The sequence below is a fragment of the Pandoraea thiooxydans genome (genome assembly GCF_001931675.1).
GTDB lineage: Bacteria > Pseudomonadota > Gammaproteobacteria > Burkholderiales > Burkholderiaceae > Pandoraea > Pandoraea thiooxydans.
The window spans coordinates 2,319,566-2,344,645 of the sequence record NZ_CP014839.1; the positions used below are offsets into that span (position 1 = coordinate 2,319,566).

Annotated in this window: 17 protein-coding genes and 1 pseudogene; 7 read left to right on the plus strand and 11 right to left on the minus strand. The window is 62.0% G+C overall.

Translation table 11 applies throughout. From position 1 onward, the window contains the following. Nucleotides 1-24 precede the first annotated feature (24 nt). Nucleotides 25-1,848, minus strand: a complete 1,824-nt coding sequence (gene typA / locus PATSB16_RS10665) for a translational GTPase TypA (protein WP_047214114.1) — start codon at nt 1,846-1,848, stop codon at nt 25-27. Between the two features lie 221 nt (nt 1,849-2,069). On the opposite strand from typA, the gene PATSB16_RS10670 reads away from it, so the two are divergent. From PATSB16_RS10670 to PATSB16_RS10685, 4 genes are all read left to right on the plus strand, one after another. Continuing rightward, a complete protein-coding gene (locus PATSB16_RS10670) occupies nt 2,070-2,543 on the plus strand; it encodes a MarR family winged helix-turn-helix transcriptional regulator (protein ID WP_047214115.1) in 474 nt (157 codons plus the stop codon). Between the two features lie 132 nt (nt 2,544-2,675). Further along, the gene (locus PATSB16_RS10675; RefSeq protein WP_237170219.1) at nt 2,676-4,139 is read left to right on the plus strand and encodes an efflux transporter outer membrane subunit; all 1,464 of its coding nucleotides are present in this window, start codon (nt 2,676-2,678) and stop codon (nt 4,137-4,139) included. A 54-nt stretch (nt 4,140-4,193) separates the two neighbouring features. Then, nucleotides 4,194-5,429, plus strand: coding sequence for an HlyD/EmrA/EmrK family protein (locus PATSB16_RS10680; protein ID WP_047214117.1), 1,236 nt, complete (start codon nt 4,194-4,196; stop codon nt 5,427-5,429). 15 nt (nt 5,430-5,444) lie between these two features. Continuing rightward, nucleotides 5,445-6,995 (plus strand): DHA2 family efflux MFS transporter permease subunit, encoded by a 1,551-nt coding sequence (locus PATSB16_RS10685; protein ID WP_047214118.1) that lies wholly within the window; start codon nt 5,445-5,447, stop codon nt 6,993-6,995. A 38-nt stretch (nt 6,996-7,033) separates the two neighbouring features. On the opposite strand, the gene truB is transcribed toward PATSB16_RS10685, so the two are convergent. From truB to scpB, 7 genes and pseudogenes are all read right to left on the minus strand, one after another. Continuing rightward, nucleotides 7,034-8,014 carry a tRNA pseudouridine(55) synthase TruB gene (gene truB, locus PATSB16_RS10690; RefSeq protein WP_047216473.1) on the minus strand — a complete coding sequence of 327 codons (981 nt, stop codon included), beginning with the start codon at nt 8,012-8,014 and terminating at the stop codon, nt 7,034-7,036. Nucleotides 8,015-8,057: 43 nt separating this feature from the next. Then, nucleotides 8,058-8,429: a 30S ribosome-binding factor RbfA gene (gene rbfA, locus PATSB16_RS10695; protein ID WP_047214119.1), complete on the minus strand. Its 372-nt coding sequence runs from the start codon at nt 8,427-8,429 to the stop codon at nt 8,058-8,060. Nucleotides 8,430-8,496: 67 nt separating this feature from the next. After that, nucleotides 8,497-11,370: a translation initiation factor IF-2 gene (infB, locus tag PATSB16_RS10700; protein WP_047214120.1), complete on the minus strand. Its 2,874-nt coding sequence runs from the start codon at nt 11,368-11,370 to the stop codon at nt 8,497-8,499. Nucleotides 11,371-11,448: 78 nt separating this feature from the next. Next, the gene (gene nusA / locus PATSB16_RS10705) at nt 11,449-12,924 is read right to left on the minus strand and encodes a transcription termination factor NusA (protein WP_047214121.1); all 1,476 of its coding nucleotides are present in this window, start codon (nt 12,922-12,924) and stop codon (nt 11,449-11,451) included. Beyond that, the gene (gene rimP, locus PATSB16_RS10710; protein ID WP_047214122.1) at nt 12,921-13,379 is read right to left on the minus strand and encodes a ribosome maturation factor RimP; all 459 of its coding nucleotides are present in this window, start codon (nt 13,377-13,379) and stop codon (nt 12,921-12,923) included. The genes nusA and rimP overlap by 4 nt, the downstream gene beginning before the upstream one ends. A 288-nt stretch (nt 13,380-13,667) precedes the next feature. Then, nucleotides 13,668-15,092 (minus strand): 23S rRNA pseudouridine(2605) synthase RluB, encoded by a 1,425-nt coding sequence (gene rluB, locus PATSB16_RS10715; protein ID WP_237170365.1) that lies wholly within the window; start codon nt 15,090-15,092, stop codon nt 13,668-13,670. 447 nt (nt 15,093-15,539) lie between these two features. Continuing rightward, a pseudogene (gene scpB / locus PATSB16_RS10720) lies at nt 15,540-16,113 on the minus strand (SMC-Scp complex subunit ScpB); the annotation flags it as partial. A gap of 370 nt (nt 16,114-16,483) precedes the next feature. Here scpB and fnr point away from each other — a divergent pair. The 3 genes from fnr to PATSB16_RS10735 all read left to right on the plus strand — a co-directional run bounded on the left by fnr (nt 16,484) and on the right by PATSB16_RS10735 (nt 19,173). Continuing rightward, a complete protein-coding gene (gene fnr, locus PATSB16_RS10725; protein WP_047214123.1) occupies nt 16,484-17,236 on the plus strand; it encodes a fumarate/nitrate reduction transcriptional regulator Fnr in 753 nt (250 codons plus the stop codon). Between the two features lie 145 nt (nt 17,237-17,381). After that, nucleotides 17,382-18,719, plus strand: coding sequence for an omega-aminotransferase AptA (aptA, locus tag PATSB16_RS10730; protein ID WP_047214124.1), 1,338 nt, complete (start codon nt 17,382-17,384; stop codon nt 18,717-18,719). A gap of 22 nt (nt 18,720-18,741) precedes the next feature. Further along, nucleotides 18,742-19,173: a YybH family protein gene (locus tag PATSB16_RS10735; RefSeq protein WP_047214125.1), complete on the plus strand. Its 432-nt coding sequence runs from the start codon at nt 18,742-18,744 to the stop codon at nt 19,171-19,173. 13 nt (nt 19,174-19,186) lie between these two features. Here the strand turns inward: PATSB16_RS10735 and PATSB16_RS10740 are convergent, their stop codons facing one another. From PATSB16_RS10740 to hrpA, 3 genes are all read right to left on the minus strand, one after another. Then, nucleotides 19,187-19,990: a competence/damage-inducible protein A gene (locus PATSB16_RS10740; protein WP_047214126.1), complete on the minus strand. Its 804-nt coding sequence runs from the start codon at nt 19,988-19,990 to the stop codon at nt 19,187-19,189. A gap of 36 nt (nt 19,991-20,026) precedes the next feature. Then, complete coding sequence (locus tag PATSB16_RS10745) at nt 20,027-20,869, minus strand: EI24 domain-containing protein (protein WP_047214127.1); 843 nt, start codon at nt 20,867-20,869, stop codon at nt 20,027-20,029. A 191-nt stretch (nt 20,870-21,060) separates the two neighbouring features. Continuing rightward, nucleotides 21,061-25,068 carry an ATP-dependent RNA helicase HrpA gene (hrpA, locus tag PATSB16_RS10750; RefSeq protein ID WP_047214128.1) on the minus strand — a complete coding sequence of 1,336 codons (4,008 nt, stop codon included), beginning with the start codon at nt 25,066-25,068 and terminating at the stop codon, nt 21,061-21,063. Nucleotides 25,069-25,080: the final 12 nt, after the last annotated feature.

The following is a 25,080-nucleotide window of genomic DNA, read 5'->3' on the forward strand; positions in this document are numbered from 1 at the left end:
CCGGCAGCACACGCGGGCCGGAGCTCAGGTCCGCTCTTCGCGCGAGGCCTTCTTGCGCTCGTGCTCTTTCAGGAAGCGCTTGCGCAGGCGAATCGACTGCGGCGTGATTTCGACCAACTCGTCGTCGTCGATGAACTCGACCGCGTACTCGAGCGACATCTGGATCGCGGGCACCAGGCGCACGGCTTCGTCCGTACCAGAGGCGCGCACGTTGGTCAGTTGTTTGCCCTTGATCGGATTGACCACCAGGTCGTTGTCGCGGCTGTGAATGCCGATGATCATCCCTTCGTAGAGCGCATCGCCGGGCTTGACGAACATACGGCCGCGGTCTTGCAGTTTCCACAGCGCATAGGCGACCGCGGCGCCATCGTCTTGGGAAATCAGCACGCCATTGCGGCGTTCGCCCAGATTGCCTTCACGCACCGGCGCATAGGCGTCGAAAATATGACTGATGAGCCCGGTACCGCGGGTCATCGACAGGAATTCTCCCTGAAAACCGATCAGGCCGCGCGCCGGAATGCGGTATTCCAGCCGCGTGCGGCCTCGACCGTCGGATGCCATGTCGATCAACTCACCCTTACGGCGGCCCAACTCTTCCATCACCGCGCCCTGGTGGCCGTCTTCGACGTCGACCGTCAGCAGTTCGTAGGGCTCGTGCTTGACCCCGTCGATCTCCTTCATGACCACGCGCGGGCGCGACACGGCAAGCTCGTAGCCTTCGCGGCGCATGTTCTCGACGAGAATGGTCAGGTGCAATTCGCCACGGCCGGACACTTCGAAGATGGTTTCGTCATCCGTGTCTTTTACGCGCAATGCGACGTTGTGGTTCAATTCGCGCATCAGGCGTTCGCGAATCTGCCGGCTGGTGATGAACTTGCCTTCGCGCCCCGCCAGCGGCGACGTATTGACGCAAAAATTCATCGTCAGCGTCGGCTCGTCGACACTGATCATCGGCAGCGCCTCGGGCTGCTCGACGGCGCAGATCGTCGCCCCGATGCCGATATCCTCGATCCCGTTGATCAACACGATGTCGCCTGCTTCCGCGCTCTCCACCTGAACCCGTTCGAGCCCCTTGAACGACAGGACCTGATTGATCTTTCGATTGAACACTTCACCTTCCGGGCCGAAGCGCATCGCCACCGGTTGCCCCGGACGAATGCGACCGCGGGATACGCGCCCGATACCGATCCGGCCAACGTAGGTCGAATAATCGAGTGAGGTAATCTGAAGCTGCAGCGGTGCGTCGGGGTCGGCCGGACGCACGGGCACGTGCTCCAGAATCGCTTCGAACAGCGGCCGCATATCCCCCTCGCGAACGCTCGGATCGAGGCTCGCGTAGCCATTCAGGGCGGAGGCATAAACCACCGGGAAATCCAGCTGCTCGTCGGTCGCGCCGAGCTTGTCGAACAAATCGAACGTCTGGTTGATGACCCAATCGGGGCGGGCGCCCGGCCGATCGATCTTGTTCACCACCACGATCGGCTTGAGCCCGAGCGCCAGCGCCTTGCGGGTCACGAAGCGCGTCTGCGGCATCGGCCCTTCAACCGCATCGACCAGCAGCAGCACACTGTCGACCATCGACAGCACCCGCTCGACCTCGCCGCCGAAATCGGCGTGTCCCGGCGTGTCGACGATGTTGATATGCGTATCGCCATATTCCACGGCGCAATTCTTGGCCAGAATCGTGATGCCGCGCTCCTTTTCGATGTCGTTCGAATCCATCACACGCTCAGCGATTTGCTGGTTCTCGCGGAAGGTGCCGGATTGGCGCAGCAGTTTGTCGACGAGCGTGGTCTTGCCGTGGTCAACGTGGGCAATGATGGCGATGTTACGTAGGGCGCGGGTCATGAAAAGAAGGAGAGAATGTTTTTGGAGCAATCGAACATTTTAGCACGGCTGGCTTGTTCGCTTATGACAAGCAAACGCAGGCCGATACGAAAAACATAGCGTCGCTCGTCGGACGTTGTTGTCCAACCACAATAATTGCATAGTCAATTATTGACACGCCTTGCAAATAATTAAGCAGTCGCTATAATCATGCCTAGGCAACTATTGCACGAGCACCAAAAATGACACAACCCGACCTTCCCGCGCCTGAACAACCCCCCTACCCCGGGTATGACATGGAAGACTCCATCGGCTACCTGGTCGCGCGTGTTCGTTCGCTGCTGATGGCGCAACTGACCCAGGAAACCGCCCGTTTCGGCCTGACCAGCACCCAGGCCACCATGCTGTACAAGCTGGCCACCGGGAAATGCACCACAGCCGCAGACCTCTCGCGCGAGTATTGCATCGACGCAAGCGCAGTGACGCGCTTGCTCGATCGCCTCGAAAAGCATGGTCTGCTGATCCGGGAACGCAGCCGGGAGGACCGGCGTACAGTCATTTTGACCCTGACCGCCGAGGGCCGCGCGCAAGCCATGCGGATGCCGGAAATTTTCGTCGCTTGCGCCGACCGCCTGCTGCGAGGTTTCACCCCGGACGAGGTTGCTCTTTTGAAGGACATGCTGCGGCGAGTGATCGCCAACAGCGAGATCGGATAAATATTGCGTTAGCAATCATTTCATGCCGAAGAATCATTCTAACGCGTTGTATTACCATCCATCGATTCAATGACTAAGGGTTTTGCTATGCAAGCAACCTATCCCAATATGCCTCGCCTGCGGACTCTCTCCATGGCGTGCATCGCCATTGCCGTGCTGGGACTGTCCGGATGCGCGAACTACATGGGAATCCACAGTGACAAGCACATTGCATCACCGAATGCCTACGCAACTGCACGCAGTCTGCCCAACCAGGGCGGGCAATGGCCGACGACCGATTGGGCGGCTCAATTCGGCGACCCCCAACTTCAGCAATTGATTCACGAGGCGCTGGCCGGCAATCCCGATTTGCAGATGGCGCAAGCGCGCCTGGCCGCTGCTCGCGCCCAGGTCGAAGGCGCCGGGGCCGCGCTCTTGCCCAGGATCGGCGTGAGCGGCGATGTCTACCGGCAAAAGTTCACCGAGCACACAATTTATCCGCCGGGCTATGGCGGCTCCTGGTTCACGCAGGGCGATGCGATGGCGAATCTGACTTACGAGCTGGATCTGTGGGGCAAAAATCGCGCGGCCCAGGCTCAGGCCATTTCCGCGGAAAAAGCCGAAGAGGCCGCAGATCAGGAGGCACGCCTGACCGTGGCCACCGCGGTAGCGCGCGCGTACAATCAGCTGGCCCAGCAGTACGCGCTGCGGGACGTGCTCGTGCGTGAATTGAAGCAACGCGAAATGCTCAGCCGCCTGGCCCGCGATCGCCTGAAAGCCGGGCTGGATACGGAAGTCGAGACCAAGCAGGCGCAAGGCAACATCGCCGACGCCAAAACGCAATTGAGCCAGTTGGACGGACAAATCCTCGTAACCCGGCATCAGTTGGGCGCACTGCTCGGCAAAGGCCCCGATCGCGGCCTGCAGATCGCCAGACCGAGGCTCGCGACGATCGCCTCCCCCCGCATCCCGGACAACCTGCCGCTCAACCTGCTTGGCCGTCGGCCGGATATCGTTGCCGCGCGCTGGCAGGTGGAAGCCGCACTCAAGGGCGTGGATGTTGCCAAGGCGCGCTTCTACCCGGACATCAACCTGATGGCGACGATCGGCTTCAGTTCGTTCGGCCTGGGACAATTGTTCACCGCCGCCAGCCAACAAATACAGGCCGGACCGGCTATCAGTCTGCCGATTTTCGATGGCGGGCGCCTGCGTGCCAACCTGAAGGGCGAGTATGCGCGTTACGAAGAAGCCGTCGCCTCGTACGACAAGACACTGAACGACGCCTTGACCGACGTTGCCGACCGCCTGAGCAACATTCACTCGACCGACCAGCAAATGGTGACTCAGGCGCAAGCCTACGACGCAGCCAAAAGCGCCTATGACCTGGCCGTGAGCCGCTACAGGGCCGGGCTGGCGCCACAGCTGGTTGTGCTCAACGCCGAATCGTTCCTGCTGGCACAAGAACAATTGCGCGCCAATCTGGTCGCCACTCGCCGTGACCAGCAGATGGCGCTTATCAAGGCCATGGGTGGCGGGTTCGATGCCCAGGCGGCCGGTCTGGCTCAGTCATCGGGCAGTGTGGCTCAGGCGGCCTCACCGGCTCCGGCAATTCATTGAAGCGGCACGTTGCCCAACGAATTTAAAAATTGAAAGATTTCAACGGAGCAGATTATGAGTGACAACCAACAGGGCGCAGCCGCCCAACCCGCACCAGCGGCCGCGGCCGGCAACAACGGCAAGCGCAAGCGCATGATGCTGACGCTGAGTGCCGTGATCATCGTGGCGGCCATCGGATATGGACTCTACTGGGGTTTATACGCGCGCTTCTATGAAAGCACCGACGACGCCTATGTATCCGGCAACGTGGTACAAATCACGCCGCAAGTAGGTGGCACGGTGACTGGCGTGAACGCCGACGACACGCAAATGGTGCAGGCAGGCCAGACACTCGTGCAGCTCGACCAGGCCGATGCACGGGTTGCGCTGCTGCAGGCCGAGGCCAATCTGGCGCAAACGGTGCGCCAGGTGCGCACGATGTATGTCGATAATCAGGCGCTGGCCGCGACCGTTGCAATGCGTGAAGCCGATCTGGCCAAGGCCCGTGCCGACCTGCATCGCCGTGAAATCGCCATGCCCAGCGGCGCGGTCTCGCGCGAAGAACTGGGACACGCGCAGGATGCCGTCAAGACGGCCGAAGCCGCGCTGGCGGTGGCTCGCAGCCAGCTCCAGTCGAACCATGCGCTAACCGACAGGACCACTGTTGCCACCCATCCGCAAGTACGGCAAGCCGCCGACAAACTGCGTGCGGTGTACCTGGACTACGCCCGCGCGTCGATCCCGGCGCCAGTCTCCGGTTATGTTGCCAAACGCGCCGTCCAGGTCGGTCAGCGCGTGGCGCCGGGCACGCCGTTGATGGCGATCGTTCCGCTCAATGAAGTCTGGGTCGATGCGAACTTCAAGGAAGTGCAGATCGCGCATATGCGGGTTGGACAACCGGTGGAAATGACGGCGGACGTCTATGGCTCGAGCGTCAAATTCCACGGCACGGTCGCCGGATTCTCGGCCGGTACCGGCAGCGCTTTCTCGTTGCTGCCGGCGCAAAACGCCACCGGCAACTGGATCAAGGTAGTGCAGCGTCTGCCTGTGCGCATTGCGCTGGATCCGAAGGAACTTGCCAAGCATCCGCTGCGCATCGGCCTGTCGATGCAAGTCGAAGTCGACGTGCACAACACCGAAGGCAAGACGCTCGGCAACGCACCAGCCATGCCGACCTACCAGACCGACGTGTTCGAGAAAATCGGACACCAGGCCGACGCCATCGTGGCCCGCATCATCGAGGACAACATGGGCGCACATGCCAGCGCCGATGAATCCTCGGAAAAACCGGCCAAGGCGAAACTTCTGTAACCCCCGCGCCAGGTTATGACATCTCACGCCCAACCCGCGCCGCTGCGCGGCGGACAACTCGTACTCGGGACCGTCGCGCTGTCGCTGGCGACGTTCATGAACGTGCTCGACACGTCGATCGCCAATGTGTCGATCCCGGCGATTTCCGGTGATCTTGGCGTGTCCGCAAGCCAGGGCACCTGGGTCATTACGTCATTCGCCGTGGCCAATGCGATCTCGGTACCGCTAACGGGATGGCTGACCGAGCGCTTCGGCCAGGTCCGCCTGTTCATCTCGTCGATACTGTTGTTCGTGATCTCGTCCTGGCTGTGCGGCATGGCGCCTACCCTCGGTTTTCTGCTGGCCGCCCGCGTGCTCCAGGGCGCGGTGGCCGGCCCAATGATTCCGCTGTCGCAATCGCTGTTGCTCTCCAGTTACCCGCAGCAGAAAAGCGCGATGGCCTTGTCCATGTGGGGCATGACTACGCTGGTCGCGCCAGTGCTCGGTCCCATCCTGGGCGGCTGGATTTCAGATAATTACCAGTGGCCGTGGATTTTCTATATCAATATTCCGATCGGCATTCTCGCGGCGTCGGTAACCTGGTCGATCTATCGCACGCGCGAATCGCAGATTCAGCACAAGCCCATCGACAAGGTCGGCTTGACGCTGCTGGTGTTGTGGGTCGGGTCGCTGCAGATCATGCTCGATAAAGGCAAGGAGCTCGACTGGTTCAACTCGACGACGATCGTGGCGCTGGCCTTGGTCGCCATCGTGTCGTTCGCCTTTTTTATCGTGTGGGAAATCACCGAGAAATACCCGGTCGTCGACCTCACCTTGTTCAAGGGGATTAATTTCACCGGAGGCGTAGTCGCCATTTCCGTCGGGTATGGCCTGTTTTTCGGCAACCTGGTGATCCTGCCCCAATGGCTGCAGATCTATCTGGGCTACACCGCGACTCAGGCCGGCCTGATCCTGGCCCCGGTGGGACTGTTCGCCATATTGCTCTCGCCGGTCATCGGCAAGACCTTGCCCAAAGTCGATGCGCGATGGCTCGTCACCGCCTCGTTCGCGCTCTTTGCGCTGGTGTTCTATATGCGCTCGGAATTCAATACGCAGGTGGACGTACACACGTTGCTGATCCCAACGTTCCTGCAGGGCATCCCGATGTCGATGTTCTTCATTCCGCTCACTGCCATCATCCTGTCGGGTTTGCCGGCACGACGCATCCCGGCAGCGGCGGGTTTGTCGAATTTCGTGCGGATTCTATGCGGCGGCGTCGGCACCTCGATTACCGCCACCCTATGGGACAACCGGATATCGCTGCACCATGCGCAATTGACCGAAAGCGCGAACGTCTACAATCCGATCTTCGATCACGCCGTCAACGGACTGACTACGCTGGGTTTAAGTCACCAGCAAGCGTATGGCATGATCGACGGCTTGATCACCAATCAGTCGGCGATGTTGGGCGCCAACGACATTTTCTGGATCTCGGCGGTGCTGTTCATCTTGATGATCGGCCTGGTGTGGTTCACGCGCCCCATCAAAAGTTCTGGCGGCGCCGACGTGGCAGCAGGAGCCCATTGAGGAAAAAAACCCGCAATCTTTTGTCGATTGCGGGTTTTTCAGTTTTGCGCGACAAGCCGGCGAGGCACCAGCAAGCCATCCGCGCTGCGTGTTGCAACACCGAGAAGCGCCGGCTTTCGCTCGGGGTCGAGGCGGCCGTAGACCCTTATCAACGTCTGAGCCGAGCCGGCAGTCTGTGAAAGCGACGGCTCCGCAGTGTCGTCCAGTCTCAGCCGCTGCCCGTGGCAAAAGCGACGCGCCAGATCGTCCGAAAGCGTCAAGCTCGGCAACGCCTGGAGCAACGCATCGAGCGGTGCCAATCGCGCCGCACGCTGCCCTTCGTCCAACGCTTCCAGGTCTTCGAGCGTTACGGCTCCATCCAGGCTCAGCGCGCCGACACCAATGCGGCGCAGCCCCGTCAAATGGGCGCCGCACCCTAACGCCTCACCAATATCCTCAGCAAGGGTACGCACGTAGGTACCCTTGCTGCAACGCACACGCAAGGTGAGCATTGGCGCGTCAGGAAGTTGACTGTCGATCAATTCGAGTTGATGAATCGTCACGCGCCGCGGCTCGCGCGCGAGCACTTGTCCGGCTCGCGCATACTCGTAGAGGGGCTTGCCATCGCGCTTGAGTGCCGAGTACATCGGCGGAACCTGATCGATTGCGCCGGTAAACCGGGGCAAGATCGCTTCGACGTCGTCCGAACCGACATTAACGGGACGCTCGGACACCACCTCGCCTTCCGCATCGCCCGTCGTCGTGCACACGCCGAGCCTCACGCTGGCCAGATACGTCTTGTCGGCATCGAGCAAATCCTGAGCGAATTTAGTGGCTTCTCCAAAGCACAGCGGCAAGAGCCCAGTGGCCAAAGGATCAAGCGTGCCGGTATGGCCGGCCTTCTGCGCGTTGAGAAGCCGCTTGGCGCGCATCAACGCATCGTTCGATGACAGTCCAAGCGGTTTATCGAGCAGCAATACGCCGTTCAGAGGCAATCTGGGCGGACGTCTACGTTCTACGTTTGATTTGAGGTCAGGCATGTCGGCAAAAAAAGAGCGGTCGAACACTGACCGCCCGCACGGCTCATTCGTCGTCTTTGGCCCGATCGGCGTTGGCGGCATCGATCAGCTTTGACATTTCGATGGCTTGCTCGATGGATTTGTCATGCACGAAATGCAGCGTCGGCACGGTATGAATATGCAGCAATTTGAACAGCAGACTGCGGAGAAATCCGGCCGCCTCGTTGAGTGCGACACGAGTTTTTTCCGGATCGCCGGTAAGCGTCGTGAAATAGATCTTGGCGTGAGCGTAATCAGGCGTCAGTGAGACGCTCTGAATCGTGACCATCCCGATCCGAGGGTCTTTGATCTCGCGCATGATGATCGCCGAAAGATCACGCTGGATCTGATCGGCGATGCGCAAATTGCGGTCTGGCGTACTGCGTTTTTTCGACATCGAACTCTCAAGCGCGTAGACCGCGAGGACTCAGCGACGCCGGGGCTCGGCCCGGCACCGCGTCGCGTCACAGGGTACGGGCAACCTCCGTGATTTCGAAAACTTCAAACTGATCGCCTTCCTGAATGTCGTTGAAGTTCTTCACCGACATACCGCACTCGAAGCCGGCCTTGACTTCCTTGACGTCGTCCTTGAAGCGCTTGAGCGAATCCAGTTCGCCAGTGTGGATGACCACGTTGTCGCGCAGCACACGTACCGACGACGATCGCTTGACCACGCCTTCGAGGACCATACAGCCGGCCACCGTTCCGACCTTCGGCACCTTGAACACCTGGCGCACGGACACCAGGCCTGTGATTTCTTCCTTCTTCTCCGGCGACAGCATGCCCGACATCGCGGCCTTCACTTCATCCACGGCGTCGTAGATGATGTTGTAGTAGCGAATATCGATACCATTGGCTTCGGCCAGCTTGCGCGCAAGCGCGTCGGCACGGGTGTTGAAGCCGATAATGACCGCCTTCGAGGCCGTGGCCAGGTTGACGTCCGACTCGCTGATACCGCCGACGGCGGCGTGCACGATCTGCACCCGAACTTCGGCGGTCGACAGCTTATTGAGAGCATGCACCAGCGCTTCCTGCGAGCCCTGCACGTCGGCCTTGACGATCAACGCCAGGGTCTGCACTTCGCCCTCGGCCATCTGGTCGAACATGTTTTCGAGCTTGGCCGCCTGTTGCTTGGCAAGCTTCACGTCGCGGAACTTGCCCTGACGGAACAATGCGATTTCACGCGCCTTGCGCTCATCGGGCAGCACCAGCACTTCCTCGCCGGCGCCCGGCACTTCGGACAGCCCCTGGATCTCGACAGGAATCGACGGGCCCGCCTCTTTGGTGGGTTTGCCGATCTCGTCGAGCATCGCCCGCACGCGGCCGTAAGCCTGCCCGGCCAGCACCATGTCGCCGCGATGCAGCGTGCCGGACTGCACCAGAATCGTGGCGACCGGGCCCTTGCCTTTGTCCAGCTTCGCTTCAATGACGATGCCTTTGGCCGGCGCTTCGACCGGCGCCTTCAGCTCAAGCACCTCGGCCTGGAGAATGACGTTCTCCAGCAGGTCATCGATGCCTTGTCCCGTTTTGGCCGACACCGGCACGAACGGCGAATCGCCGCCGTACTCTTCCGGCACCACGCCCTCGGTGACCAGTTCCTGCTTGACGCGCTCCGGATTCGCGTCCGGCTTGTCGATTTTGTTGAGCGCCACCACAATGGGCACGCCGGCAGCCTTGGCGTGTGCAATCGCTTCCTTGGTCTGAGGCATCACGCCGTCGTCGGCCGCGACCACCAGAATCACGATATCGGTCGATTGTGCGCCACGCGCGCGCATTGCGGTAAATGCCTCGTGCCCCGGGGTATCGAGGAACGTGACAACGCCGCGCGGCGTTTCCACGTGATAAGCGCCGATGTGTTGGGTAATGCCGCCAGCTTCGCCCGCCGCCACCTTGGCACGGCGGATGTAATCGAGCAGCGAGGTCTTGCCATGATCGACGTGGCCCATCACCGTCACCACCGGGGGCCTCGGCAATGCCTCGGCGTCGATGTGCTCGCCACCCAGCTCGAGCGCCGTTTCCGGATCATCCAGTTTGGCGGCAATGGCTTTGTGCCCGAGTTCCTCGACCACGATCATGGCGGTTTCCTGATCGAGCACCTGATTAATCGTGACCATCTGGCCAAGCTTCATCATCAGCTTGATCACCTCGGAAGCCTTGACCGACATCTTGTGGGCCAGGTCAGCCACGGTAATGGTTTCCGGCACCATTACTTCACGCACAACCGGCTCGGTAGGCGCCTGGAACACTTGACGATGATCTTCCTGGGCATGTCGGCGATGGCCTTTCGGTCCGCGCCAGCCGTCACCGACGCCACCCGACGAATCACCGCGGGTCTTGATGCTGCGTTTGCGGCTGGCGTCGTCCTTCTGCCATGTCGACGGCGCACCTGCCTGCTTGACGGGTTTCTTGCCCTTGTCAGCCGCGGCAACCGTCGTGCTGACCGTTTTTTTCTCTTCCTTCTTGTCCTCGGGCTTGGCTGCCTTGGCCGGCTTGTGAAGCGTGCCCTTGCTTTCGGTTTTGGCTGCCGGTTGCGGCTCGGGCGCCTTGAGCACTTTGCGCGGCGCATTCATCATCTCGCGAATGGCGCGCGCCTCGGACTCGGCGGCCGCACGCCGCTTGCGGATTTCATCTTCCTCGGCGCGCGCCTGCTCGGCGGCCGCGCGCGCTTGCGCCGCCTCCGCTTCGCGCGCCGCTGCAACGGCGCCTTCTTTGGCGTCGACCTGAGCGGCCTGCGTCGCGCCGCCCTCCTCGCCCTGAGCGGTTGTTTCCTGCTCGGCGGTTGCCGTCGCATGCTGGGCGACGCGCTCTGCCGCGGCAGCGGCTGCGGCGCGTTCGCGCTCGGCTTCGGCAGCAGCGGCTTCGCGGGCCTGGCGTTCCGCTTCCTCGCGGGCCAAACGCTCCTGGCGCTCCTTGAGCTCTTCCGCCTGACGCGCCAGCAGCTCGGCCTGACGCCGCGCTTCTTCTTCACGTCGAGCAAGTTCCGCGTCGCTGACCACAGGCTCGGCCGGTTGCGCTTCGGCGACCTCGATCGGAATATCGTCCCGCTTGACGAAGACGCGCTTCTTGCGGACTTCGACCTGGATGGTGCGGGCCTTACCCGAGGAATCCGCCTGTTTGATTTCGGAGGTCTGACGGCGCGTCAAAGTAATCTTTTTCTTCTCGCCGTCACCGGCGCCATGCGACCGGCGCAAATGATCCAGCAGCTGCGCCTTGTCGGCTTCAGTCAGTGAATCGTCCGCGCTGCGCTTGTCCACACCGGCGGCTTTCAATTGCTCCAGCAGCACGCCGGCCGGCATTTTCAATTCTGCAGCAAATTGGGCTACGTTGATGCTCGCCATTCAAACCTCTTCAGGCAAGGACCCGGTCCTTGCAGTTAACTCAAAATTTACTGTTCCATATGCATGCGATCTGGCAAATCACTGGAACCAATGCTCACGCGCTTTCATGATCAGCGCCTTCGCCTGCTCTTCGTCGATGGCCGTCATCTCGACCAGTTCGTCGACGTCCAATTCAGCCAGATCGTCACGCGTCTGAATGTTGTGCTCGGCCAACTTGGCCAGCAGCTCGGTGGTCATGCCATCGAGACTCTTGAGATCGAGGGCTACGCCTTCCACCTTCTCTTCGCTGGCGATGGCCATCGTCAGGAGCGCGTCGCGTGCGCGATTACGCAGTTCATGCACCGTATCCTCGTCGAATGCCTCGATTTCGAGCATTTCGTTGAGTGGAACGTAGGCGATTTCCTCGAGACTCGAGAAACCTTCCTCGATGAGGATATCCGCCATTTCTTCATCGACGTCGAGGCGCTGCATGAACAGCTGGCGCAGCTCACCTTGCTCCTGGTTTTGCTTTTCTGCCGATTCGTCCGGCGTCATGATGTTGATCTGCCAGCCGGTCAACTCGCTGGCGAGACGAACGTTCTGACCGCTGCGCCCGATGGCCACAGCCAGTTCGTTTTCATCGACCACCACGTCCATGCTGTGCTTTTCTTCGTCGACCACGATCGACTGCACCGCGGCAGGCGCCAGCGCCCCAATGACGAATTGCGCCGGATCCTCCGACCACAATACGATATCGACGTTCTCGCCGCCCAGCTCGTTACGCACCGCCTGCACTCGCGTACCACGAATGCCGACGCAGGTACCAATGGGGTCGATACGCTTATCGTAAGCAACAACCGCTATTTTTGCACGTACGCCTGGATCACGCGCGGCCGACTTGATTTCCAGCAGACCTTGCTCGATTTCAGGCACCTCGATCTCGAACAGCTTGATGAGGAATTCCGGCGCAGTGCGCGACAATTCGATCTGCGGTCCGCGAGCGGTACGGTCGACTTTGACGATGTACGCACGGGCGCGGTCGCCGACGCGCAAATTTTCCTTTGGAATCAATTGATCACGGCGCAGCAGCGCCTCGACTCGGCCTGACTCGACAATCAGGTTGCCCTTGTCGATGCGCTTGACCGTGCCGGTCATGATCTTTTCGCCGCGTTCGAGAAAATCGTTCAGAATCTGCTCGCGCTCGGCATCGCGGATCCGTTGCAAAATCACCTGCTTGGCGGCCTGCGCGCCAATCCGACCGAACTCGATGGACTCGACCGGTTCTTCGATGTAATCGTCGACCTCGATGTCGGGAATCTGTTCACGCGCCTCGAACAGCAGTATCTGCCGATCCGGCTCCTGCAAGCCCGCTTCGTCGGGCACTACCAGCCAGCGGCGGAAAGACTCGTGCTCACCGCTCTCGCGATCGATTGCCACGCGAATATCGGCATCTTCCTGATAGCGTTTCTTGGTGGCCGAGGCCAGCGCCGCTTCCAGCGCGGCGAATACGACGTCCTTATTGACGTTTTTCTCGCGCGCGAGCGCATCGACCAACAACAACACTTCGCGACTCATCGTTTGCGACTCCTAAAATCAATCTGCGGCACCAGGCGCGCACGGTCAATATCCGACAGCGTAAACTCCAGCATCGCCGGGCCGTCCTTTCCTTCGAATTCCAGGTTTATTCTTTCATCCACGGGCGGATGCAGGATGCCACGAAACTGCTTACGGCCCGAGACAGGCTGGCGCAGCGTCACTGCAGCTTCACAACCCGCAAAACGAACAAAATCGGCCAGCTTGCGCAATGGCCGATCCAGCCCCGGGGAGGACACCTCCAGCCGATCGTAATCGACATTCTCCACCGTCAGCACATGCGACAATTGCCGGCTGACCTTCTCGCAATCGTCGATTCCGACTCCAGTCGGCTGATCGATAAAGACGCGCAGCAGCCCGCCCCCGGATCGTTCCAGATCGACCAACTCATAACCTAACCCGATGACGGTCGTCTCGATCAATTCTGAAAGCTGCAAATTCGCTCACCCTTTGAAAATTCGCGTCAATACCCTATTTTCATCGGCTTCATCGTATGCCGAACGCTCACTAGGTGCATTTCGGCAAAAGCAAAAAAAAATGGGCGGAACGCCCATTTTTCCTCGCCTCTTTGCGCATGAGGTGCGCCCCTGGAAATATTGCACAACGCGCAAACTAGCTTATCTTTTGATTTTATACGTTTTTGACCCAATTTGCAACGCCGCTCGCGCCCCAGATGCACCAAACACGGCCTTATGGTGGCTCACCCACAGGCACTCGCGGCACCTCTAACCGGATCGGCCGCGACCACCCCGCCCCCGGCCGCCCCCCGGATGCCTGTTCGCGGTGTCGGCACCGCGAGACGGCGAGTAGTTTCCCCAGGCGGCACCACCGCCGCCCCCGCGACGGGACTGACCGAAACCCGGCTCCTTACCGAAGTATCCCAGCGCAGTCTGCATCGGGTCAGGTTGTCGGCGCGGCGCGCCACTCTCGCCCGGGCGACGCTCGTCGCTACGCTGCGCGCCCGGAATTTTCATACCAACCGCGTTGAGCAACGCCCGGACCTGTGACTCGTCCAGTTCCTCCCAACGGCCACGCCGCAACCCGTGCGGCAAAGTCAGCGGGCCATGCCGAGTCCGAATCAAGCGGCTGACCATTTGACCGACGGCCTCGAACATTCGACGTACCTCGCGATTGCGGCCCTCGGCCAGTGCGACGTGATACCACCGGTTCGAGCCCTCGCCACCCCCGTCCTGCAAACGAAGGAAGTTTGCCGGTCCGTCCTCCAGTTCGACGCCCTTGAGCAGTTGCTGGCGCGCGCCCTCGGTCAACTCCCCCATGATCCGCACCGCATACTCTCGCTCGATGGCATAGCGGGGGTGCATGAAGCGGTTGGCCAGATCTCCGGAGGTGGTCAGTATCAGCAGCCCCTCGGTGTTGAAGTCCAGCCGGCCGACCGCAAGCCATTTGGCTGACTTGATCGGCGGCAATTTATCGAAAACCGACGGCCGGCCCTCGGGGTCCGCGTGACTGACGATCTCTCCGGCTGGTTTGTGATACAGCAACACGCGTGGCGGTCGCTGAATGATTTTGCGCTTGATGAGCTTACCGTTGATGCGGACCTGATCGGTCGGCATGATGCGCTGGCCAATATGGGCGGGCTCGCCATTGACCGACACGCGCCCGGCCATGATGAGTTCTTCCATTTCGCGGCGCGAGCCCATGCCGGCATCCGCGAGCACCTTGTGCAATTTCGGCGTTTCCTCATCCGGCGAGAGCACCCGCTTGGCCGTGACCGGCTTGCGTCCCCGGCGCAGCATCGGCGCACGCACGCCGCTGCCATTATTGTCATTGTCGAACGACTCCGAGGTGACATAGGCGAAGATATTATCTTCCGCACGCTTTGCCGCACCCGGCTGGCGAGGCGCCTTGCCGCCACGCTCGCGCGCGCCGCCATTGCCACGCCCCTTGCCGCGCCGCGCACCTGGCTGCCGTTGTTCGCCCGGTGCCTGAGCCGCGACGGGCGGCGTCGGCACGTCACCCTCATCGCCCGCAGCCGTCGAATCGCCCTCGCCTTCGCGCTTGCCTTGCCCAGCGGCACGCCGGCGCGCGATCAGACTTCGCGGACCGCGCCGCAAACCGCGGCGCGCCTGCTTGTCCTCCGCGCTCTGCGCCTCTCCAACGGCACGCTCGGATTCGCCATTGGCGTCAATCGGATTCAGTTCCTTGGACTCTTCGCTGTGCTTCAAAACAACCTCAAAGAAAAAGAGCCGCCGCGGGCATACGCCGCGCACAGGCAACTCATGCAAATAGGCAGGCCGGCGGGGCCATTGGTGCGGCGCCCTCGTCGTCCATCGCAACTACGATCGTCCGGGTTCACGTCCCGGCAATCAGATCAGCGCCATCATCGGCCGCCGACACGGAGGCGTCGGGATCCGCAGACACCAACGCCTGATCCGACGGCGATGCCACCGTGGCCGGATCACCTGCCAGCGCCGTCTGCTCGTCGAGGCTCTGCGCATTGCCGGCGGACGCCACGCTCGCCGCATCGGCATGCGGGTCTGTTTCATCATGCGGGCCATCGAGAGGCGCCGGCGGCGCGTCATCGGCGTCACCTACCGAAGACTCCGGTTCGCCAGACGCGGCAACCGCGACGGCCTCGCCCGCGCCATCGTCAAACACGATATTTTGCTGCGCCAGCAAATCAATCTGCGACTGCGCCGCGGGATCCTCGAGTGGAGGTAGGGCGTCGAGCGCCTGCAAGCCAAGATCGTCGAGAAACTGCTTGGTCGTCGCATACAGCGCCGGACGGCCAGGCACGTCGCGATGCCCAATGACGTCAATCCAGCCGCGCTCTTCGAGTTGCTTGATGATCTGGGTGTTGACGGTCACGCCGCGAATTTCCTCGATATCGCCACGCGTCACCGGTTGCCGGTAGGCAATGATTGCCAGCGTCTCGAGCACCGCGCGCGAGTACTTCGGCGGCTTTTCCGGGTTGAGTCGATCCAGATATTCACGCATCCTGGGCCGGCTCTGTAACCGCCAGCCAGACGCCAGCGCCACCAACTGCACGCCCCGTCCCTCCCATTCGCCGCGCATTTCCTCGAGCAGGGCGCGCACGACTCCCGCCGAAACGTCTTCGGCAAATAGCTTGCACAAATCGCCGACTTTTAGCGGCTCTTGGGCACAAATCAACGCTGTCTCGAGGACGATTTTCGCCTCTTGAGTATTCATGCGGCTATGCAGTGCCGGGGATTTTGCAACCCGGTCTCAGGAATAAATTGAGTGCTGGAACAACACAAGAGCGCGCCCGATGATTGTGATCGGTCGAGGAGACGGCAGCGCAACCCGGTTATATCGAATGCTTACTAGGTTGCCTGGAGATTTTCAGGAAGAAACATCTCGCCACCCAGTTCGGGGTCAATTATTACGCAAAGCGATTCGCCCGTAAAGTCGTTTCCCATCCGATTACCGCAGAATTACTATGTCGCCCCCCCTCGCAAGAAGAGCAGGCGCTGCCGGCATGTCCGGCAGCGGGCCAAGTGAGGCGGTACCCTGTCACCGGGCCTCGTGCTAAAATCGTACGCTAAGTTCAGAGGGAACCATGACAACGCAATCCGGCCCGACATCCCCGCCGCCCCGTTGTTCAGCCTGCTCTCTCAGCCAATTCTGCTTGCCTGTGGGCATCCCCCAAAATGAATTGACCCGGCTCGACCAACTGGTAGCGGAGCGCATCCGATTGAAAAAAGGCGATGCGCTCTATCTCTATGGCGACCCGCTGCGGGCCATTTTTGGCGTGCGCTTCGGATCGCTCAAGAGCTATATCGATTCCGAAGATGGCCGCGAGCAAGTCGTCGGCCTGCATATCCAAGGCGAATTGCTCGGCCTCGATGCCATCGCCGACGAGCGTCACGCCTCGACCGCCGTGGCCCTGGAGGACAGCGAGGTCTGCGTGGTGCGCTTTGCCGAACTCGAAAAGCTGTCGGCCCAGGTGCCGTCGCTGCAACGGCAACTGCACCGTCTGTTGAGTCTCGAGATCCGCAACGACCATCGCATGCTCCTGTCGCTGGGCACCATGCGGGCCGAGCAGCGTCTGGCCGTGTTCCTGCTCAATCTTTCCGAGCGGCTGTCGATGCGCGGTTACGCCGCCAACGAGTTCGTGCTGCGTATGAGCCGCGAGGAAATCGGCAGCTACCTCGGGCTGACGCTGGAAACCGTCAGCCGGCTGTTCTCCCGCCTGCAACAAAGCGGCGTTTTGTCGATCAAGCAGCGCCGCCTGAAAGTCACCGATCCCGACGCCTTGCGGCATTTGGCCGGCGAAAGCTGCCAGGCGCCAGCGATCTCGCGTCCCCGCTGAACGGGCCAATACGCGCGGCCGATCGCCCGCGTCGACGCGCCGAAAAGGCGGCACCGCGGCGCGCTTGGCCGAACATCTCGCGCCAATCGACAAAGGCACCAAAACTCACTATATTTCAATCCATCCCTATTCGCCGGAGCCAGACATGGCGGCGCTGTCCAACACCCTGAAGCTTGACCGGGACGAACTGGATACCTACTGGATGCCTTTCACGGCCAACCGCCAGTTCAAGGCTGCGCCGCGCCTTATCGCTTCAGCCGAAGGGATGTACTACACGGATGTCGACGGCCGCCGGCTGCTCGATGGGATCGCCGGGATGTGGTGCTGTAATGCCGGCCACAACCGCAAGCCGATCGTCGAGGCGATCCAGCGGCAAGCCGCCGTCCTCGATTTCTCCCCGCCGTTTCAGGTTGGGCAGCCTTTGCCCTTCGAACTGGCCAACCGGTTGGCCGGGTTGGCACCGGCGTCGCTAAATCGCGTCTTCTTCACGAATTCCGGATCCGAATCGGTCGATACAGCGCTCAAAATCGCCATCGCGTATCAGCGCCAGCGCGGGCAAGGCACCCGCACGCGGCTCATTGGCCGCGAGCGCGCTTACCATGGCGTCGGCTTTGGCGGCATCTCGGTAGGCGGCATCGGCGCCAACCGCCGACTGTTCGGGCCGCTGCTGCCGGGTATCGACCACCTCCCCCACACTCATGACCTGGCGCACAATGCGTTCAGCCGCGGGCAGCCGGCCTGGGGAGCGCATCTGGCTGACGACCTCGAGCGGCTGGTGCAGTTGCACGACGCATCGACGATTGCAGCAGTCATCGTCGAACCGGTGGCCGGCTCGACCGGCGTGCTGGTGCCGCCCAAAGGTTATCTCGAGCGTTTGCGCGAGATAACCCACAAATATGGCATCGTGTTGATTTTCGACGAAGTCATCACCGCCTTCGGCAGACTGGGCGGGTCATTCGCCGCGGGCGTGCTGGGCGTCGAGCCGGACATCATCACCACCGCCAAGGGGCTCACCAGCGGCACAGTGCCGATGGGCGCGGTGTTGGTGCGCGAGGAAATATACGACGCGTTCATGACCGGCCCGGAAAATGCCATCGAACTGACGCACGGGTACACCTACTCGGCCCACCCGCTGGCATGCGCCGCCGCGCTTGCCACGCTCGATCTCTACCGCGATGAAGCGCTCTTCGAGCGCGCTGCATCGCTGGCGGGCTATTGGGAAGACAGATTGCACGCCTTGCGGGAAGCCCGACACGTGGCCGACCTGCGCAACATCGGCCTGATCGGGGCGATCGAGTTGCAGCCGCGCGAGGGTGCACCGGGCGCCCGTGCTTTCGACGTATTCCTCAACTGCTGGGAGCGCGGCTTGATGATCCGCACCACTGGCGACGTCATTGCACTGTCACCGTCGCTCATCATCGAACGCGGGCAAATCGACGAATTGTTCTCAATCGTCGCCGACGCTCTGGCATCGACCGACTGATCGCCACACACCGGGAAGCGGCATGGCTACCTCTTTTTTCCTCACTCCTGACGATGCCGAACAGGCATTTTACGAAGCGCTCAATCGCGGCGACGTCGACGCGTTGATGGAAGTCTGGTCGGAGGACGAGGACGTCGTATGCATTCATCCCGCTGGTCCGCGCGTGGTCGGCGTCGGGGCCGTGCGCAGCAGCTGGGAGCAAATCCTGGCGCACGGCAGCCTTGATATCACGGTCACGCACCGGCAGGTCGCGCGCAATCCGTTATGCGCGATTCACAGCGTTATCGAGCAATTGCTGGTCGAGCACGGACCTCAGCCTCGCTACGCATTCGTGGTCGCCACCAACATCTATCTGAAGGAAGCCGACGGCTGGCGGCTCGTGCTGCATCACGCCAGCCCCGCGCTCGGTCACGAGGGCAGCCAGATCGAAACGCACGGACATGTCTTTCATTGATCCGTGACGACCGTCACGATGCGGCCGGTTCGACAATTTCTCCACCCAGCGCCTCGACCCCTTTTCGCAACGCCTCGAAAGCGCCATCGAGCAGCGCCGGATCGCCCTTGACACCCAGGTCGATGTGCCGGCGGGCATAATGCCCGCCCCGTTCGCTGTCGCCGACGCTGGGCAAGCTGAACACCTTGACGGCCGCAAATTCGGTTTCGATCTGCTCCATCAGCGGAGTCAGCGTCGACTCGGCCAGACCGAACACCAGCATCGAACGCTCGCCGTGCGGGCGCAGATGATGCAGATCCAGGTAGTAATGGTCCAGCGCCCAGGCCATCATCGGCCAGGCCATGACCGGAAAGCCTGGCATGAAATGATGGCGCCGAATCGAAAAGCCAGGAATCTTGTTGTACGGATTGGGCAAAATCTCGCAGCCCACCGGAAACTCCCCCATCTTCAGGCGATGGCGGTTGTCGGCCTGCGTCAGATCGGCCTGGCCGTCGCCGCTGGTATCGGCGATGCGCTCCAGAATCAGGCGCTCGGCCTCGGGATGCAGCGCCAGCGGCACGCCCAGCGCCTGCGCCGCGCATTGCCTGGTGTGGTCATCCGGCGTAGCGCCGATGCCGCCAGTGCAAAAGACGACATCGTCGCTGGCAAATGTTCGCCGCAGCGTGGCGGTAATGCGCGCCGGATCGTCGCCGATATATTCTGCCCAATCCAGATGCATGCCTCGTTCGCCCAACAGTTCGATGGTTTTGGGCAAGTGCTTGTCGTTGCGTCGTCCCGACAGGATTTCATCACCGATTACGATGAGCCCGATCGCCATAAATCAATCCTTTCTTCAATCGTTGCGCGCTGCACTTCACGGACCAGGCACTGCCCGATCGGCAACGCTTGCTCGTTGTGCCGGCGCATCGGCACGCAATCGGGCCAACGCGCGCAGGCAATAGTGCGCAAACCACAATGCCGAAAATACAAAAATCAAAACGTATAGCCAGATGACCACGACCGCCACGATCGGAAACAACACGATCATCACCGCCGACGACACCCAAAGCAGCGTCGGCAGCGCGCCGAGCAGGCCGGTGGCCACGCCCATGGCCAGCAGCGGCAAGCGGTGTTCGCGCACGATGCTGCGCCGCTCGTCGGCCGTGGCGTGTTCGGCCAACGCATCATAAGTCATTACCCGATAAGTCAACCACCCCCACAGCAGCGGGGGAATCAACGCAAAAAACGGCGGTACCAGCCAAAATGGCAGCGTCAACGCCACCATGAACAGGAATATCAGCATCGCGCCGCAAGACTGCGCCAGGCTGCCCCACAGCGAGCCGCCACGACGCGCTTCGAGCGTGACGTAGTGGCGTGCCGACAAGTGGCGAAGCACCGCCGGCATCGACAGCACGGCGATCAGCAACAGCGCCGAGGCAGCGATCAGCGGAACGGCCAGTGCCACCACGATGAAGGGCGCCAGCGTCATGCGCAGGCTGTCGACGCCGAAATAGCCGAAGAAATGGTATAGCCAATGCGTGAGCGGCCATTGCTCCAGCCAGACGCGCAGCGCGTCGGTCATTGGTTCCCAGCCGAACCACAACACCACGCCCCACAACAGGCCCGAGATCAGAAACGGCACGGCCGTCAGCCACAACATGCGCGGGTGCAACAGACTCACCAGCGCCTTGCCAAAAGTGCGCAGCAGCTCATTCATGGAAAATCGGGCGCCCGGCGCCCCCGGCGCGACAAAGCGAAGCGAGCCGTTTGGAAAAACGGACGGCCATGTCGAGAATACAAAGATTGGTGGGCATCGACTCGTGTGACGCAGAAATAAGCATCCAGCATATCACTGCCGCCGATCTTCTTGGTCGGGCAATCCGGCATGTTGCATGCGGCGCTGCCGTCTCAGCGCTGCAATGATTCCCACACCTTATGCAAGCGCTTGACCGACACCGGCATTGGCGTGCGCAGTTCCTGCGCGAACAGCGACACGCGCAGCTCCTCCAGCAGCCAGCGAAACTCGTCGAGCCGGCCATCGTCCTGGTCCCGTCGCTGCGTCAGAGCGCGCTGGTAGTTTTGCAGCAGCGGCGCCAGTTCCGCCGCCACTCGCGCGTCGCGACCGGCGTCGGCTTTCAGTTTGTCGATGCGCAGCGTCATCGCTTTCAAATAACGCGGGAAATGCGCCAGTTGCGCATAGGGCGTGTCAGCGATAAAGCGCTTGCCGATCAGGCGCTGCAATTGCTGCTGCAGATCGGCATAAGCCTGCCCGTGCGCCTTGGCCTGCGGCAGCTTTTTCTGCACGGCGGCATATTCGGTCAGAATCAGTCCGACCAATCGGGCGATTTCCTGCGCCAGCAGATTCAAACGTGCCTTGCCTTCGTCCTTGCGCGCCCCAAAACCGGCGGAATCGGTCGGCAACGGCGCCTGCAGGCATGCGCGTGTCAAAGCCTCGTCGATGATTTGATCGCGCAGCTCCTCCTGAGTACCCAGCGCCATGTACTGCATCGCCATTTGCTGCAGGCCGGGGATGTTCTTCTCCAGGTATTTCACCTGCTCCCTGAGCTGCAACGCAAACAGGCGCCGCAGTCCGCCCAGATGCATCCGCGCCGCCTCGGCCGGGTCGTCGAACACCTCGAGGTCGCAATGAGTCGTGCGGTCGACCAGCGCCGGGTAGCCGAACAGCGTTTGGCCGCCGCGGCGAATCTCGAGCATCTCCGGCAATTCGCCGAAGGTCCAGGCGGTCAGTCCCTCGTAGCGGGACGCCTCGAGCGGCGCCGAGCCTCCGTTCCGAGACGGCGCCGTGCCTGCCGGCGGCGCGCCATCGGCCGGCGCCGCGGCCTGGCTCGCGGCGGTGACAACTGCGCTTTGCGCTGCGATCCGCTGGAAAATATGCTGCGCCTGCTGACCGAGTTCCGCCCGCAGTTGCGCCAGATTGCGGCCCATGCCGAGCTGCCGGCCGTGTTCGTCGATCACCTTGAAGTTCATCGACAGATGCGCCGGCAGCGTCTCCAGTTTGAAATCGGCGCTTTTAAGCTGCGTCGTGGTCCGCTCGCGCACGTCGGCGATCAGCGCGTCGAGCAGCGCGCCCTTGGGTTCGCCCACCCGCTCGACGAAACCGGCCGCATATTCGGGCAACGGCACGCAGTGACGGCGCAGCTTCTGCGGCAGCGACTTGAGCAGCAGATGCACCTTCTCCTTGAGCATGCCGGGCACCAGCCACTCGGTACGGCGGACGTCGACCTGATTGAGCGAAAACAACGGTATGCTCAAGGTCACCCCATCGCGCGGCGAGCCCGGTTCGAAATGATAGGACAACGCCATTTCGATCCCGGCCAGCGCGATTTTCTTCGGGAACAGTTCGGTCGTGACGCCGGCCGCCTCGTGCCGCATCAAATCGTCGCGCACCAGGAACAGCAATTTCGGCTGCTGACGCGACGCCTCGCGATACCAGCGCTCGAGCGTCACGCCCTGCGAGATGTCGGGCGGCAAATGCCGATCGTAAAAAGCATAAATCAGCTCGTCGTCGACCAGCACGTCCTGGCGACGCGATTTATGCTCGAGCTGCTCGATCTCCGCCATCAGCTTGCGGTTATGGGTGAAGAACGGCAAGCGTGTCTCGAACTGGCCCTCTACCAGCGCAGACCGAATAAATATCTCGCGGGCACGCTTCGGATCCTGCGGACCGAAGTGAATCCGGCGCCGGGCATACACCGTCAGCCCGTACAAGGTGGCGCGCTCGAACGCGGTGACCTGCGCGGCCTTCTTTTCCCAATGCGGATCCGACAGCGATTTGCGCAGCAAGTGTCCGCCCACGCGCTCCAGCCACTCCGGCTCGATGCGCGCAATGCAGCGTGCGAACAGGCGGCTGGTCTCGACCAGCTCGGCGGCAACCACCCACCGGCCGGCCTTCTTGAGCAGCGGCGAGCCGGGCCATATATGAAACTTGATGCCGTGCGCGCCCAGGTAATACTGCTCGTCGTCGGCCTTGCAACCGATATTGCCGAGCAAGCCCGCCAGCAGCGCCAAGTGAATTTGTTCGTAGGTCGCCTCGGCCTCATTGAGCCGCCAGCCCTGCTCGCGCACCACCGTCAACAACTGGCTATGCACGTCACGCCATTCGCGCAGTCGCAACTGCGAAACGAAATTATCGCGGCAGGCCTGTGCCAGCAGGCGGTTCGATTTCTTGTGGGCGATCGCCTCGTCGAACCAGCGCCATAGTTTCAGCCAGGAGAGAAACTCCGACTTCTCGTCGACGAATTTGCGGTGCGCTTGATCAGCGGCGTCCTGCGCATCGATCGGCCGATCGCGCGGATCCTGCACCGAGAGTCCGCTGGCGATGATCAGCACTTCACGCAGCGCCGACTGATCGCGCGCGGCGAGAATCATGCGCCCCACGCGCGGATCCAGCGGCAAGCGGGCCAGCTCTCGGCCGAGCGGGGTCAGCACATTGTTATCGTCGACCGCGCCGAGCTCTGCGAGCAACTGATACCCGTCGGCCACCGCGCGCGGCGGCGGCGGCTCGATAAAGGGAAACGACTCGACCTTGGCAAGCCGCAGTGCCTGCATGCGCAGAATCACCGCGGCCAGCGACGAGCGCAGGATTTCCGGATCGGTAAAGCGCGCCCGCGCCTGAAAGTCGGCTTCTTCATAAAGCCGGATACAGATCCCGTTGGCGACCCGCCCGCAGCGGCCGGCACGCTGGTTCGCCGCGGCCTGCGAAATCGCCTCGATCTGCAACTGCTCGACCTTGTTGCGGTACGAGTAGCGCTTGACCCGCGCCAGGCCGCTATCGACCACATAGCGGATGCCCGGCACCGTCAGCGAGGTTTCCGCCACGTTCGTCGCCAGCACGATACGGCGCGCATTCGACGGCTTGAAAACGCGCTCCTGCTCGGCCGCCGACAAGCGCGCGAACAGCGGCAGAATCTCGGTATGCGGTGGATGATGCTTGCGCAACGCTTCAGCCGTTTCGCGAATTTCGCGCTCGCCGGGCAAAAACACCAGCACGTCGCCCGGACCCTCGCGGCACAACTCGTCGACCGCGTCGACCAGGCCATCGATCAGATCGCGCTCCCGATCGCGCTGCGCCGCCCGCCCGCCCTCGGCGGGATTGCCGCTGTCTTCCTGGATCGGCCGGTAGCGCACCTCCACCGGATACAGGCGCCCGCTGACCTCGATGACCGGCGCCGGCTCGACTTCGCCCTGCCTGTCGCCGCCTGCGGGTCGGCCAAAATGCCGTGCGAAGCGATCCGCGTCGATCGTCGCCGAGGTGATGATCAGCTTCAGATCGGGCCGCCTCGGCAACAACTGCTTCAGATAGCCGAGCAAAAAATCGATGTTCAGGCTGCGCTCGTGGGCCTCGTCGATAATGATCGTATCGTAGGCGCGCAACAGCGGATCGGACTGCGTCTCGGCCAGCAAAATGCCGTCGGTCATCAATTTGACCGACGCCCCCGGCGCCAGCGTATCGTTAAAGCGCACCTTGAAGCCGACCACCTCGCCCAGTGGCGTATTCAGCTCCTCGGCAATGCGCCGCGCGGTCGCCGATGCGGCAATGCGGCGCGGTTGCGTGTGTCCGATCAGCCCTGCGCCGCCGGCGCCACGGCCGCGCCCCAGCGACAGACAAATCTTGGGCAGCTGGGTCGTTTTGCCGGAGCCGGTCTCGCCGCAAACGATCACCACCTGATGTCCGGCGATCGCCTCGGCGATCGCCTGGCGCTTGCCCGATACCGGCAACGCTTCGGGGAACGAGATCTGCTTGACAGGCGTCGCCGGCACGGGCGGCTCAGCCGATGCCGCGCCCTGGCGACGGGGCGCGCGCCGGCGCTCGGCGCTCGGTTGGGTCGCCGCCGGATCGATCGGCCCGGACGGTCGCGGCCGGCGGGTTTGTGGATTACGCTCATCACTTGGCATGGGCGCGCATTA